This is a genomic window from Shewanella sp. GJ50-10, from assembly GCF_055808815.1.
On the sequence record NZ_JBVVSS010000001.1, the window covers coordinates 3,948,500 to 3,963,873 of the forward strand.

A 15,374-nucleotide genomic window follows, 5' to 3' on the forward strand; every position below is an offset into this window, starting at 1 on the left:
CATTTAAATCACCAGCGCATAAAAACAACAATAAATCGAATATAAAAACAGCACCATTTGGCAAAAAAAACTGTCAAAAAATTGCTGCATGAACATAATTTGACGATTTGAAATGAATGAATCATTCCATCTGCAAATAATATTCTTCCCTTTTAGCTTATATTATCGTTTTTCGCGCCAATAGATTATTCGGTCGTGACCACGATAGCGCCCAAAATAAGCACTCGCTCTTGGATCATACAAGGTGGTTGACGAGGTATTATCCCAATTCCAATACCATTGCAGCCAATCAGGGACAATTAGAGGTGCTGTAACCTGACCTCGGTAGTCGTTGGAACCTGTAATCACGGCATCCCATAACAAGGTGAACTCACCGTTTGCAAACTTTCCACTTGGATACTGGATTAAATCATTAGCGCGAGTAATTTGTTGTCCTGAAACCAATGCAGGTTCAAATTGGTAACCTAAAGCAGCATCATTCACTTGGCTAGCAAGTGCTGGGGTAACAATAGAGCAACTATCATCAATGTTAGTTATCCAACTAGAACCATTCCAATACTCAGCTCGAGTTGGCATTTGCAGGGTATCGTTTTCAGCACCATAGGTGTTATCCATTAACACTCGACCATGACGAAAACGTTGATTGGATATTTTTTTGCATCGCAATTACTACTGCTACATGCTCCAGTTGTTGCCGCATTCATGTCTGGGTCAGCCACAAAACTATTATCGCCATCGTTATCGACAACGATGACACCAATATCAAAATCTTCAAAGGGTCCATCTTGGCTGGGTGCAACAGTACGGCTTAAGCTTGCCATATAGCTGCTATCGATAGTGGCTACACCTGCAGACCAGGAACCAGCAGAGACAGGTAATGCGCTCATTCGATTACGCTTATCATCACCGTCATCGGCATTTTCCCCAACCAATAAAGCCGTGGCATAAGCAAAGCTGTCTTGATAGTTTTTAGTGATTTCAGAACCAATATTAAAGGCACTAATATTCATCGCCATAGAAAAAGGCTGATCCATATAATTAAAAATGCCACAGGCTGGTAAAACACTGACGCCACTAATAACGAATCGATCAGGAATAAAACGACCTATATTACCTGAGCTGGCCAGTGGAATATCGTAAAAAATAGAGCCTAAATAGCTTGAAGGCGCCTTCGCGGTAAACTCAAAAACACCCACCTCACTGATGGTCTGGGTCACTGTATTACTATTATCATTAGCAGCAACATGATCGTAAGTCGAGAGACCTAGAACTCCCTCAACTCCGCCCGAAGGCGCAACTAAGTTACTACCTAAAGTGATATCAGCATGAGCGTAGTTTGGTGTGCTGGAATTGTCACAAAAATCTGTATCAGTATCCGATTCCCAAGCCACCCCTTTAATAACCAGATCAAACTCTTCGCCCGCTTTTATATAAACAGGACAAGTACTATTGCCAGCTGAGCAGCTAGCATTAGCATCTACAGGTTCCACACATAGTCCAACAGGAAAGCTGACGAAAAGATCTGCGCCAACCATCACTAATCCAGCTTCATCCCCTGTACCATCGTATTGTGCATTAAGTTGCACTTGTCCAGCATCGGGATAATTCACTTCAATTTCTGCGATACCGCTGCTGTTAAAGTCCAAATTAATTGGTGTTCTTGCTGTTTGAGTCGTACCGATATTGGTAGCAGCCCCCGCACCAGTGACAGATACACTCTGCCCCGAAATCACAGTACTCTCATCAGGAGATACATAATCACTCCAAAAACCAACACTCTTAGTGACATCGGTAAATTGAGGAACACACTCGAGAGTTTCACTATCTTTTTCTACTGCAGATATATTAATAACACCGGTGGGTTTATTGGCTAACTTGTCTGGTACATCAAAAATAAAACCGCTATCAGAAAAGTTAAAGGTACACTGCGCCGCGGTAGGCGTGTTTCCAGCAACACTACACAAAGTCGTACTGAATGGTTTTGCTCCAGGTGTAGAGCCTGTGACATCAACAGTTACCGGCCCAGCTGTATTATTTCTTAGTTCTAAGCTAGTACTTCCGCCACTAAAACTGACCACATTACCGCCGACCCAACCACCGCCAGTAGCAATTGTGGCAGGGCTTAATGTCGCCGTCACAAAATCTGGGACAGTTTGGCTACAATCAGCATTGGCACAGGCTTTTAACGTCATTGGTTCAGCATTACAAGTTAACGCTGAACCGGTATGAGTAAATTCAAAATGATCTATGACAACGCCAATGGGGTTGGACTCAAGCGCACAGATTTCAACGTTATCTATTTCATGATTATTTGTAGCACCACCGGTAGAGCCAGTAAGTGAAAGTAAGAAATCTGCTGGAACATCAGACTGATTAGCTTCGGCAGCCGCATCGAAAGGAGCAATTAAGGTTACAAAGCCTGAGCCTGAGCCAGTGTCACGCTCGACACTTACCATTGATTGCCCTGCAATTTGAGAGTCAACGGTAATACGGTAACGATGATTTGCATTTTCATTATTATCTACCGTTGGTGATAAACAATCTCCATTAGGATTCGTTGTTCCATTATCACAAGTACCTCGTAAATAATTATATCCATCTGTACCTGAACCTGAACCACGAACTGCAACAGACTGCTGTCTTCTACCTGGTCCTCCGGGGCCACCTTCGGTAGAAAAGTTACCGTACTCATCAATACCAAAACCTAACCAACCACCAGCAAAACCATCATCGTTTGAACGAGCTCCATATCCAAGCGGCCCACCATAAGAGCCGGGTTGAGGAGTGATTGAGGCATCTGATAAAACGAAAGCGATACCGTCAGCCCCGCTACCGCCGTAGGCGTAATGATCAAACTCAATAACCACCAAGTTATCTGCCGCAGGGAAAAGTCGCTGATATGTGGACGATGTAGCCTGATTTCCGGCAGCTTGTGTTATCCGTAGACGACTATTGACAATGGAAGGTATAAAACCGCCACGACTTTCAGAAACAACCCAATCATCACCTACATCGCTGCGTTGAAAGTCATCATTAAAACAAGTTAAAACCTGCTCTTCTTTCTCAAGTGCAATGAAGCTATAGTTTTCCCAAATATGACGTCGATCGGTATCTCGATAGGTATCTTCATCAACCGCCATACTAACGAGTGAGTTAGTTAATTGACAGCGCCTTAACCAGCCGCCATCGCCGCCACGTCGGCTATTTTTCCCGGCTACAAAAATAGGAGGGTTAGTAAACCCTTCAAGATCTGAAGTGTAATTACATTGATATGCTAAATCTTGAACACTACCATTGGTGAATGTTTGTGCTTCACCAAAATGATATTTAAAGTTTTCACCATTTAATGCCATTGTCCCAGTGCCTGACTCCACACTAAGGTAAGCGACTGTTTCACCCTGTACTTGGTTATTATTTAAGTTACCAGGCTGGCATCTAGTGTTGTTTGATCTCACTTCCGAGGTATCCATTGCTAAACGAATACCTGCATTATTGAATTGAGAAAGGCTGGTAAACCAGCAATCATTAACTTGGGTCTGTAATTGATTGAGCACTACATTTTGCGTACTTGGCAGGGCAACATTGACATACTGACTATTCGAGCCAATTAATGCGTTATCTAGTTCAACTGTTCCTGCAATAAGCTCTGTACCATTAGGTAGTTCATGGGTACCTTCAGTCACAGCGATCCAGTGCACTTCCGTCATGTCTTCTGACTGAACATAACGGTTTCCTTGTGATTCAGGCTCTTGCTGTGTCCAATTAAATCCATTTGTTGTTGGCGTTCCAGATAAAAATACTGACGCAGGCCCATCATTATTGGTATTGGTTTGCTCAATGGTTGGCATTAAGAAAACAAGTGGCGTAACCCCATCTGGGAATGCAGTGTCAAATACCACGCTGCCTGAAGTCGCTTTACCATATTGAATATGGAATTGTTCAGGTAGGCTGCCTACATTAATGATTGAGTTATTATCCATCTGTAGTTTTCTTGCTGTAACATTTCCATTAATAACGGATTGGTTCGTCATTGCTAAAGTTTCATCTACAAATATCAATGCATTAATTTCATTTCCACTTTCTAAATATAATGAATTATAAGTGATTAACTGTAATTCAAAGCTATTGTTATTATTTACCGTTACGCGATCTTTAAAAGTGACATCTTGATTTACAAATAACCTTGTATCACCCAATAGCTCAACTTCAGAATCACTATTTATTATAAGATCATCAACCCAATAATCACCGCCCGATAAGATCAATTTCCCTCTATTGGTTACCTCTAAGCTATTAAATCGATATTCAGAAAAATCATTCGTTATAGTAATAGTACAATCATCAGATTTAACATCAGTAAACTGATTTTCACCTGTATCCCCTAGCGTAATTTGCTGCTGGTTATTGCAAGAATAGTTGCCTCCACTGCCATTACTGGTTTCAAATTTGTTTCCTCCCCCCATATTTATACCGACAATTTTTGATGTTGAAATCGTGCAGGTTCTACTATTGCCATTTTCATCGTCGCAGCTATCAGCGGGTATATTATTATTCGTAGAGCAAAAATCTAAAGGGAGGTTCTTTGTTCCATTAATTATAGCCCCCGACAAAATAGAAAGATGAGGACTAGGTACACTATTACAATTTCCACTATTACTCCCATTATGCCCTTGAGCAACTGCAGGCCAAATAGTATCGACATCTATATCTTCAAATGCGTAAGCCGCTGTTGCCATCATAGATAGCAAAAGAATGAGAATATATTTAATAGAATCCTTAATCCCCACGGGCTTCTACCTCCACTTGGCGATTCACTCTTAAACAACTAGTTGTCGCAGCATTACCTGCGCAATCACCTGTTTCACATACCGCATTACTGGTGATTTGATACTGAGTAATGCCTGCAACAGTTATAGCGTTGCATGTCACCGCAACACTACAACCATGAAAGCCGACAGAACTTGGCGGGGTCCAAGTTGAATTAGCGCTGCATACACCCACAGCGCCAGATAACGGAAATAATTTTGCTAACTCTGCATCCGCAGCACTGTTGGCACTAAACAAAGCTCTTGCCCCCCACACTTCGACATTGACGGACTCATCTCCATCTTCGAGCATACGAATTAAGGTACCAGCCAACAGAAACATGACAATTAACACAAACACTGCAATGACAAGCGCGCTGCCTTGTTGCTTATGTCGCCCCACAACTTTCATTTGGGTAATTTGAGACGGCTGATGATTAAGGAACATTGGTCACCTGCACTTGATGCTGATATTTAAATGTTTCACCATTAACGCTAAACCGAGGCTCCAGATGTACGATAGAATTCGTCATCAAGTTTTGCTCTGTCACTTTAATCGCAGGTTCCAATAATAAATTGTTAGTAATATTTTCAGCCATCAATACGCCAGTCCCCATAGTTAATGGCACGGGCTGGCTGACAATATAGCCATAGTTTGAATATCGATTTAAATTAACTTCAGCTGTGCCTGCTATGGTCTCAAAACAATAACTCACCGGCTGCGCCGCAAAATATATTCTCTTAATAGGCGACTGCTCCGCAAACTGAACAGAGCCGCCAAAAGTGAGTGTAATGATATCTGCTGATGAAGAAGCAGACTGCACTTCAAAACGTTTATTTCGCGAAGCTTGATAAACATCATTTACACCTGTGATGCTTTCATTAGCTAAGGGATACACAATGGCAAATAACCCATTACCTACGCTAATATTGTTATCTACAATTGTGCCAGTTAATGCGGAAGCATTAGGATAAATTGGCAGCGTTAAATAACTACTGCTGGCTTCAATAGGTAGCATTTCAATACATTGAAAACTGCCACTATTGTCAGTACGAATGCGAACACTATTAGGCACAGAGTTACGAATATCGCGCGTCATACGCTCCACGGCAAATCGACTTTGACCAAGTACTTGATCAATTGAACTAGACTCAACGAAGATACGGGTACCGAAAATAACAAAACTACTCACGCCCACCACTAGAATACCCAGTATTAGAATAACGGTTACCATCTCTACTAAGGTAAACCCGACTTGCCTCAAACGATTTTTAGGTTGTAGCAAACAATATTTAGCTTTCATTAATAGTTACTCCTTACCGCTTGGTAAGTAATAACTTCACCCGAAGGTGTTGTAACATCCACAGTGATTACTTTTTCGGCTTGGCCGTTTCGGTATTCAACAGCTACCTGCATTTGATAGCCTAAATACACATCGGCATAGGTTTGAGTTGAATCAAGCATGTTGCTGTTGATATTAAGACCATGATAATCATCAACATCATTAAAATCGTTTCGCCCTTCACCATTGTGTCCTAAGACCGTTGAGCAGTTTATTCCGGGGTTACTAGGCGCTGTTGAATTACAAGCTGGAATACCACCGTTAGAATTAGTGTTTTCATCAAAGCGCTTACCCCAAATTTCATTCATTACAGAGTGAGCCAACTCTGCAGATCTAACCCGAGATAAGGTTTCTACTGCGCGATCTGCTTGGGGTAATAACATAGAAGTGAGCATGACAATGGCAATACTTAACACCAGCATGCCAATAACAAGCTCGATTAATGTAAAACCGAATTGCGATGATTTAACCGTTAGCTTGTTGAGTCTACAATGCGGTAATTGAGCGCTATAAAGCATGAACGTACCCCTCAGACTCCATAGCGATATTAAGTGTTTCATCCGCAATGACGACAAAACAATTACCACTGCAACCCAAAGTTGTACGACCTAAATTATCAAAATCCATACTAAAATTGTTGCTGCCATTACTGGCTAATTCAATAATAGCTCCGCCACTAAATGCTTGTTTTGGTTCTGTTCGAATTAACTGAGTATTAATACAACCAGAAAATGCACTGTTAACATCATGACTATAGGTCGTCAGCTGATAACCATCAGACACAACACTAATCCGATAACAGCGGTCACTGTTATTAAGTGCTTTAGTTTGCACTTGTCTTAATTCGCTAATGAATTCGTTTCTGAGAGTATAAGCGCTATAACTCGATTCAGGTAACAGCTTAGGCAGTACAAACACAGCAATAATTCCTACGATTAGAATCGTAGTGACCAGTTCGATTAATGAAAAACCTGAACAATGCCGTGCAAGCCGAGTTTGAGACATTTGAATGATGAGCGCCTTTTGTTACATTTACCTATACATAGTATGGCAAAATATAACACAAACGTCTTGATATCCTTTATTAAAAATGCAAACGGGTATACATCAATAATGGTTAAATTTTTGTAGTTATATTTGTAATTTATAAGCAATAAAAAAGGCCTGCAAACAGACCTTTTAAATAAGCTAAAATAAATTAGCATTCCGAAGCAGTTGGCATTGTTAAAGAGTTGCCATCACTATCTTCAGCATCACTGGTAAATATCGGCAATGCACCATCTGACTGAGATTCTGTGTAAATAATATTGCAGCCATCTGGCGCACCTACTTGCTGAATCGTTACAGAACCACCCGTTCCAGTAATATTCCAATCATCTGTCGACATATCAATTGCTTTTAACAACTCAGTTGCGTCACCCTGTGCATAGCCAAAAACTGTCGCCAAGTTTGAACTAGCACCAATATCTACAGAGCCTGGGTCTTTCTTTTCTTCGCCGGCAAGTGCAGCTTTTGAATATACTAAGCTATTAGCACTTTGAATTGCAGCTTTTGCACCTTGCAATGTCGATACGCGAGCATCACCTTGAAGATTAATAAACTTAGGCGCTGCGGTTACCGCTAAAATTCCTAGAATAATGATAACAACCACTAATTCGATTAAAGTAAAACCTTGTTGCTTTTGCATGTTGAAAACCTTGTTCTATATTGAATTACTTCAATTCATGAGCAAGCTGCTGATGAATTTATTCCTTTATATCTCCAATTTTATCACTAACACATAATCACGGAGTGTTACCAAAGGCACAAAAACACGTTAATAACTGATATTTATACATAAAAAAACCTGCGTTAAGCAGGCTTTTTCTCAAATAATTATTAACAAGTAGACGGATCTGTTATTGCTGTGTAAGCAGGTAAAACTCCATCTCCAGCTTCTTCATATGTCAAAATACAAGTATCTGGAGCACCTCGTTGGTAAATAACAGCTTCACCATCTGTAGTATCGTCGATTATCCAATCATTAGTGCCAGTATCAACATCTGCAACTGCATCGAAAGTAACATCAAGAGCTTCTTCTAAATCTGCTTGTTTAGCCTGGATATAACCATAAACAATATTCAAATCTTCGCTTCCAGAGCCTATATCTAAAGTCTCAGCAGCATCACCTTCTTTACCTGCAAGAGCAGCTTTAGAGTAAACAAGCGTATTTCCGCCTTGAATAGCTGCTTTCATGCCCGCTAATGCAGATACACGAGCATCACCTTGAAGGTTGATAAATTTAGGTGCTGCAGTCACAGCAAGAATACCTAAAATGATGATAACCACCACTAACTCAATTAATGTAAAACCTTGTTGCTGTTGTTTGATATGCATAATGTCGACCCTTTATTGAAAACAAAATATGTGAATTTTGTACATCTATTTTATTTAGTTGTTTATTACAATTCCCACTCAACATTCCATATTTTGTGGTGATTCTTTTAACGCTTAAGTCACTGCTATAATGCAGCTTTCACTTATTACTCGTGCTTAGTCGTTACTAAAACTAAGCACTTGTCCTGTACCAGGATTGTATGTCACACCTTTAGCGCCAGCTGTTGATAAATCTGGAGATGGAGATGGAACACCTGTGCTCTGATTTAATGTTAACGATGCCACTTGATGATAAACACACAAATCAATACCTGTGACTTCTGTCCCGTCAATGGCAGTCGTATCACCACCAACACCTTCTAACATTCTGACGGTATATCTTTGATCTCTTGCATCTTCATTAAACAATACATTTCTTGGTGCGCTTTGAAGTACGTTATCAAATACCTGCTGACACGATTGATTTGTCATTGAAGTTGCATCGCTGTTTGAGCTACCGGTAGGAAAGCCAAAACGTGTATCTAGTGACACTTGAGTGCCATCTAGAATAACTGATGTGTTACGACGGCCATCCACTTCCCATTGCGCTCGCACGAAGCCTACAGCAGTAGCAAGCCCACCTGCGACGCCATCAACACTGGCATTTTGTGCATCTTCTGTGACATTCAAAAAACGTGGTATTGCTGTCGCAGCTAATAAACCAAGAATAACGATAACAATCACTAGTTCGATTAACGAAAAGCCCTGTTGTTTTAATTTCATAATAAATTACCTATATTGCGACTTACACTTGTCCGACTTTGATTGCAGCTGTATGACTATTGTTACTCAGCCAAAGCTATCGTGTAAATAAATTTTAGCACCATTTAAACATTTAAACATTTGTATTGATTAAATATTAGCTATTGTTATCAAAAAATATCACTCTACCCGATGATGTTTGATAGCTAATGCTGCCACTTTGCTCAGTTGCAAAACGACAAATTTTTGTCTTAGTTTGGTATATAACCTCAGCTTTAATATCATGCAAATCACTTGCCATCAGCTGGTGCCATAACTCTTTACAACCTTCGACCGAGTCCTTATTTAACAGCGGCCAACCTTCATCTGACATTTTAACGATATTCTTACTGGCTCGGATATTATCAACTTCACGTTGTTTATTTGCTGAACCGTGCCCTGTATCTTCCCAATTTAACTTGAGTGAACCAGGCTGCCCCTGGCTAAGCCACTGACTTTTTACCATAGCTAACACATACAACAATCGACTATGTTCTAGCTCTAAGCTTTTAGTGCCGATATTATCAACACTTGAAAAATGCTTCGTCCCAATTATCGCCATGATCACTGATACGAGTATCAAAGTAATAATACGCGCATAGGTCTTGAGTAGATCGCTGTCTGACTTCTGTTGCTTTCGCATTATGCAATCAACTCATCACTAGTCACTGCTAAATACAGCTTGGGCAATAACATGATTAACCTTTTCAACCCGTACCCCTTAGCCTTTAACAACATTGAGCATGTCCCACATAGGTAAATAAATACCTAATGCTAAGATGAGAACAATACAAGCAACAAAACCAATTAAAATAGGCTCTAACTTAGCGGTTAAGTTTTTTAAATCGTAATCAACTTCACCTTCATAAAAGTCTGCTGCGTCATTGAGTAATTGATCGATTTGGCCCGTTTCTTCACCAACCGCGACCATTTGCAACACTAATGGCGTGAATAAAGTACTTTGATTCGATACCCTAAGCATCGACTCTCCCGATTCAATCCCGCGCCTCATGGCGACAATGCGATCATGCATATAGCTATTATCAACAGCATCAGCAACCAAACTTAATGCTTGAGTCATGGGGACACCTGCACCAAGCATCATAGAAAAACTACGGCAATAGCGAGACAATGTTGAACGCTCGATTATAGAACCAACCGCAGGGATCTTTAGTTTCCACTTATCCCATTGCCGCTCACCCTTTTCGGTGTGATGCCAATAACGAATACCAACAATTGCAGCAACTAGCGAAACCAACATCACATGCCAATAGTTCACAAATAAACTAGAAGTCGCCATCAATATTTTTGTAGCCCATGGCAAGTCAGCGCCAAAACGGGAAAACATATCAGCAAACTTTGGAATCACCATGATATTCAGTATTACCATCGCAATAGTGATCGCAATAAGGACAAAAATTGGATAGCGCATGGCAGACTTAATACGGCGGCGAGTTTCTTGTTCACGTTCTATATAGCCAGAGAGCTGAATAAAAGCATCTTCTAATTTACCAGTATTTTCACCTACATGGATCATAGAAATAAACAGCGAATCAAATACATCTTGATGTTGATTCATCGCCGAAGAAAGCGGTCGACCTGAAGTCAATTGCTCCGAAATATCATTCAATGCATCTTTCATTCGTTGAGAATGCGTCGTTTCAGCCAGCCCAGCAATCGCTCTTAAAATCGGAATACCTGAGCGTGTTAACGAATACATTTGCCGAGTGAAAATTTGTAACTCTTCTAGTGATACTTTACTTACGAAAATACTGCCCAAATTAAAAGGTTGCGATTGCTTCACTTCACGCAGTTCGAGAGGAATTATGCCGCGAGACATCAACGCATCAGCTGCGCTGCTTTCATTAGCAGATTCAATAAACGCTTCAACCGCAGCGCCTTGATTATTTCGACCTCGATACTGGTAAGTCGGCATAATTACACCCCAGTCGCTATATCAGTAGACATAACTTCAGCGCTCGGCAGCTCACTCACATCTTCAACTAATTTAGCCACTTCCTCGATCGTGGTCATTCCGTTATATAAATACTCAAATGCTGAATCGGCCAATGGAACAAATGTTGGACTCTTTTTCGCTGCATGAGCAAAATCTTGCGGATTGCCGGTTCGCATGGCATCAACCATGGCATCGTCCAGCTCTAAAATTTCGAAAATACCAATACGACCACGGTACCCCGAGCCATTACAACTTTGACAACCCGTACCAATTTTATAAGTTGCTGCAGCAAAATCTTTTTTGGCGATAGAATTAATCCATGCTAATTCAAATGCAGTAGGTTGATGATTCGTCATGCAATTTGGGCATACGCGACGCACGAGTCGCTGAGCAATAATAACCCTTAGCGCACTGGCGACAAGGTAACTTGCAGCGCCCATATCAAGTAAACGCAACGCGCTGGTAATGGCATCATTGGTATGCAGTGTAGATAAAACAAAGTGACCCGTTAATGCACCTCGAAGACCGATTTCAACGGTTTCTTGGTCACGCATCTCACCAACCATGATGATATCGGGATCTTGACGTAATGTGGTTCGCAGTACATTAGAGAAATTCAAACCAATCTTATGATTAACTTGTACTTGGTTAATGCGTGGTAATTGATATTCAACCGGATCTTCTACGGTAATAATTTTAGTATCAGCTTTATTAAGCTCACTTAAAATACCATACAGAGTTGTGGTTTTACCGCTACCTGTTGGTCCTGTCACCAACAGCATACCGTGAGGTCGTTTAATCTGTTTACGAATACGCTGCAAGATATGATCAGGCATGCCGGTTTCATTTAGCGTTAACAAACCCGCTGACTGATCCAGCAAACGCATTACCACTGACTCACCATGATAAATTGGCATGGTCGACATACGGATATCAATCTTATGACCTTTAATTTCAATATGAAAACGGCCATCTTGAGGCATACGTTTTTCAGAAATATCGAGTCCAGCCATTAGCTTTAAACGTAATACTAACGCCGAGGCAATGTTCACTTCATCAAGGGTATTTTCATGTAACTGACCATCAATACGCTGACGGATCCTTAATACTTTTTCACCCGGCTCAATGTGAATATCCGATGCCCGCATTTGCACAGCATCTTCAAAAATAGATTGAAGTAACTTAACAACCGTTGTTTCATTATCGCTATCACTATCGGTAATACTCGCCAAATCAAACATATCATCAGCGGCGTATTCTTCCTCTAACTCCCCTGCAATTTTGGCTATTTCGCCAGTACGTCGATACAAATTATCGAACGCATCTAATAACTGCTGCTCAGGTGTTACCGCAATGGTGATTTTTTTAGGTGCGATAAAGACTTCTAAGTTATCGATGGCTTGTAAATCAGCAGGGTCGCTCATTGCTAAAGTAACAGTATCAGCGGTTGCCTCTACGACAAGGGCACGATAACGTCTAGCCTGAACCTCGGGAATTAAATTAACCACTTCTGATGGGATCGACAAACGGCTAATATCTAAATAAGGTAAATTAAGCTGCTGAGATAAAAACTTAAGTAACTGATCTTCAGTAATACAATGTAAATCAATTAACGTACGCCCCAGTTTTTTACCTGAGTTTCGCTGTTCAGATAATGCTTGGGTTAATTGGTCGTCAGTAATAATGTGTTCTTGAACGAGAAGATCGCCTAAACGCATTTTCAATTTTGGTTTCATTGGCTACCTCCAAGTTGAATCAATCGTTGTTCTATATAAGTCATAGCGCCAGTTGATAATCCCCGATAAGACAAAGCTTTACGATACGCATCTGCTGCTTGTGAATATTGTTGTTGTGAATCGAGTGCATAAGCTAAGCCCATCCACCAACGCGCTTGCGATGGCTCTAGGACGATTAGCGAACGATAAGCTGACACTGCAAGTTCGAAGCGACCATTCTTTTGTGCAATATCACTTTGCAATATCCATTTATCTCTTGCCCAATCACTGCTATCACTGACTCCATCAAGAGTCGTCAGGGCTTTATTCGGACTAAATGATGCATTCTCAACTTTGGCTTTTAAAATGGCTAATTCAACCTCTTCAGGAAATTGAGCCACTCCTTGGGCTAATATTTGCTCTGCTCTACCTAAATTGTTCAAAGCATAATATAAAGAGGCTAATTGCTTTCGCGCTTTATGCATTGCAGGCTCGAGCATTAGCGCTTCATAGTAATATTTCACCGCTCTATCAATTTTCTGTTGTTGCTCAGCAACCTCAGCAATTTCGAATTTCTTTTGGGCAAGCTCAGCATCACTCAAAACGACTTCTTTCACTGCCATGGCACCTTTTGTGCTTTTCATGACGTTTGAGCCGGAACCATTTACTAGGTTGTTTTGCGATTGTGTTTTCACTTCCGACTTGACGTCATCCACAATCGTTGATGTGCCCGTATTTTGTGAGAACCTAACTTGTACCTTAGATGGATCATTACTTACTTTTGAAGGTTTCAAAGCCGTCGATTCAGTAATTGCAGCCATTTTTGAGTCAACTATAACGGCTTGTGATTGTGACTGAGCTTTGGGTTCTGCTGCAGTTAGCTCTATTTCTTTATTCTCGAATACCTGTTCCGGTTCATTTTGCTTACTTAATCGCTTATCAGTGAGAGCTATGTTGCTCGACTCATGACTCGTTACATCGCTAATAGATTCACTTTTTGAACTATTGTTTGAATTAATATCTGAATCAATAAACGTCACAGTTTCAGGACTCTCTGCATTAGCTTCAACCTGCATAGGTTCTGCACTGTTATCTAGACTAAAATTAGCATTACTAGTTTGAACAGCATTTGTGTCAATAGCTTCAACGTTGACGGCTTGATTTTGCTTAGCTTCCGCTAAAGGTTGTAGCTTCTTAAGCTGTAAGCCTTGGCGATAAAACATTACCGCAAAAAGAACAACCGCGATAAGCATAGCAATAGAGATATAAATACCTTTACGAGATCGCTCATCAGAAGAATCCGACTGCCCTTGGCTGGTAAACTGCACTTCAGGCTTAACAAACCCAGTTTTAGCAGGTGAAGTGGTATTAACTTCTGAAGCTGATCCGCTATTTTGCACCGTCGCGCTCTTCTGCTTATCAAGGTCTTTTAATACTTTATTAATCACGCTCATATTGACTCTCTTAACTTCAATAACCAGTCAACATCGATAACCAATAGCATTATCAGTGAAGCGCCGATGATAAATAAAACAGTTATCCATCCTATGTTTTGATCTTTAATTTGTATTTGGTCGGCATCTTCGGTATCGACGATGGCCGCTTTACAATGTTTAGTGAGTACTTTCTTACCACCTTCAGCAAAACATAATAAAAGGGCTTTATTGGCAATAACATTAACCAAACGAGGGATACCTCTGGCCGCTTTTGATACTAACTGAATGTCTTTATCACTAAACAAGGACTCACCTTGGTAACCAGCAATACCCAAGCGATAATCAATATAGGCTTGAATTTCATCCCACAATAAAGGACGTAAACTGTAGCTAAAAGTTATCCGCTGCTTTAATTGCCTTAATTTTCTATCTTTTAATCGGTTATCAAGTTCTGGCTGACCAAATAACACCACTTGAATTAATTTAGTGCTTTCAGTTTCTAAATTAGTAAATAGTCTTAATGTTTCTAAGCTCTCATTCGGTAAAGCTTGCGCCTCATCCAGTACTAGAATGACTTTTAATCCTTGGCTATTGAGTTCCAACAAGCGATTTTGAATCAGCCCTGTCAACTGTTGCTGATTAAGTTCATCTTCTAATGCTAGACCTAACTCTGTAGCTAATGCCCATCGTAACTCTTCAGGAGTAAGATACGGGTTGGGAACATAAGCGCATTGGTAATTATCAGGTAACTCGTTTAATAATTTACGACAAATAAGCGTCTTGCCAGTCCCGACTTCACCAGTAACCTTAATGAAGCCTTCGCCATTTTCGATGGCAGTTTGCAATACCTGAAGCGCCTCAACATGAGGGGTTAACCCAAAAAAGAATTTCGTATTTGGAGTTAACGTAAAGGGTAATTGCTCTAGCCCAAAATGTTGCTGATACATGGCATTAATTAACGG

14 protein-coding genes are annotated in these 15,374 nt (G+C 40.6%); all 14 read right to left on the reverse strand.

Annotated features, from left to right (window positions below):
• Positions 1-162: 162 nt before the first annotated feature.
• A complete protein-coding gene (locus AC0L4E_RS16590; RefSeq protein ID WP_473680293.1) occupies positions 163-615 on the reverse strand; it encodes a DUF6701 domain-containing protein in 453 nt (150 codons plus the stop codon).
• Positions 615-4,787, reverse strand: a complete 4,173-nt coding sequence (locus AC0L4E_RS16595; protein WP_473680295.1) for a DUF6701 domain-containing protein — start codon at positions 4,785-4,787, stop codon at positions 615-617. Before AC0L4E_RS16595 ends, AC0L4E_RS16590 begins: the two co-directional genes overlap by 1 nt.
• Entirely contained in the window at positions 4,777-5,253 is a 477-nt protein-coding gene (locus tag AC0L4E_RS16600; protein WP_473680297.1) for a tumor necrosis factor receptor family protein, read from the reverse strand. The genes AC0L4E_RS16595 and AC0L4E_RS16600 overlap by 11 nt, the downstream gene beginning before the upstream one ends.
• Complete coding sequence (locus tag AC0L4E_RS16605; protein WP_473680298.1) at positions 5,243-6,109, reverse strand: PilW family protein; 867 nt, start codon at positions 6,107-6,109, stop codon at positions 5,243-5,245. The genes AC0L4E_RS16600 and AC0L4E_RS16605 overlap by 11 nt, the downstream gene beginning before the upstream one ends.
• The gene (locus AC0L4E_RS16610) at positions 6,109-6,666 is read right to left on the reverse strand and encodes a type IV pilus modification PilV family protein (protein WP_473680300.1); all 558 of its coding nucleotides are present in this window, start codon (positions 6,664-6,666) and stop codon (positions 6,109-6,111) included. Before AC0L4E_RS16610 ends, AC0L4E_RS16605 begins: the two co-directional genes overlap by 1 nt.
• Complete coding sequence (locus AC0L4E_RS16615; RefSeq protein WP_473680302.1) at positions 6,656-7,153, reverse strand: type II secretion system protein; 498 nt, start codon at positions 7,151-7,153, stop codon at positions 6,656-6,658. The genes AC0L4E_RS16610 and AC0L4E_RS16615 overlap by 11 nt, the downstream gene beginning before the upstream one ends.
• Positions 7,154-7,346: 193 nt before the next feature.
• Positions 7,347-7,835: a prepilin-type N-terminal cleavage/methylation domain-containing protein gene (locus AC0L4E_RS16620; RefSeq protein ID WP_473680304.1), complete on the reverse strand. Its 489-nt coding sequence runs from the start codon at positions 7,833-7,835 to the stop codon at positions 7,347-7,349.
• A 191-nt stretch (positions 7,836-8,026) separates the two neighbouring features.
• Positions 8,027-8,524, reverse strand: coding sequence for a type II secretion system protein (locus tag AC0L4E_RS16625; RefSeq protein ID WP_473680306.1), 498 nt, complete (start codon positions 8,522-8,524; stop codon positions 8,027-8,029).
• Between the two features lie 156 nt (positions 8,525-8,680).
• Positions 8,681-9,286: a pilin gene (locus AC0L4E_RS16630; RefSeq protein ID WP_473680308.1), complete on the reverse strand. Its 606-nt coding sequence runs from the start codon at positions 9,284-9,286 to the stop codon at positions 8,681-8,683.
• 136 nt (positions 9,287-9,422) lie between these two features.
• A complete protein-coding gene (locus AC0L4E_RS16635; protein WP_473680309.1) occupies positions 9,423-9,947 on the reverse strand; it encodes an MSHA biogenesis protein MshF in 525 nt (174 codons plus the stop codon).
• A 78-nt stretch (positions 9,948-10,025) separates the two neighbouring features.
• Complete coding sequence (locus tag AC0L4E_RS16640) at positions 10,026-11,240, reverse strand: type II secretion system F family protein (RefSeq protein ID WP_473680311.1); 1,215 nt, start codon at positions 11,238-11,240, stop codon at positions 10,026-10,028.
• Between the two features lie 2 nt (positions 11,241-11,242).
• Positions 11,243-12,997: a GspE/PulE family protein gene (locus tag AC0L4E_RS16645; RefSeq protein WP_473680313.1), complete on the reverse strand. Its 1,755-nt coding sequence runs from the start codon at positions 12,995-12,997 to the stop codon at positions 11,243-11,245.
• Complete coding sequence (locus AC0L4E_RS16650) at positions 12,994-14,430, reverse strand: tetratricopeptide repeat protein (protein ID WP_473680315.1); 1,437 nt, start codon at positions 14,428-14,430, stop codon at positions 12,994-12,996. Before AC0L4E_RS16650 ends, AC0L4E_RS16645 begins: the two co-directional genes overlap by 4 nt.
• Positions 14,427-15,359 (reverse strand): ExeA family protein, encoded by a 933-nt coding sequence (locus AC0L4E_RS16655; protein WP_473680317.1) that lies wholly within the window; start codon positions 15,357-15,359, stop codon positions 14,427-14,429. Before AC0L4E_RS16655 ends, AC0L4E_RS16650 begins: the two co-directional genes overlap by 4 nt.
• Between the last annotated feature and the right edge of the window lie 15 nt (positions 15,360-15,374).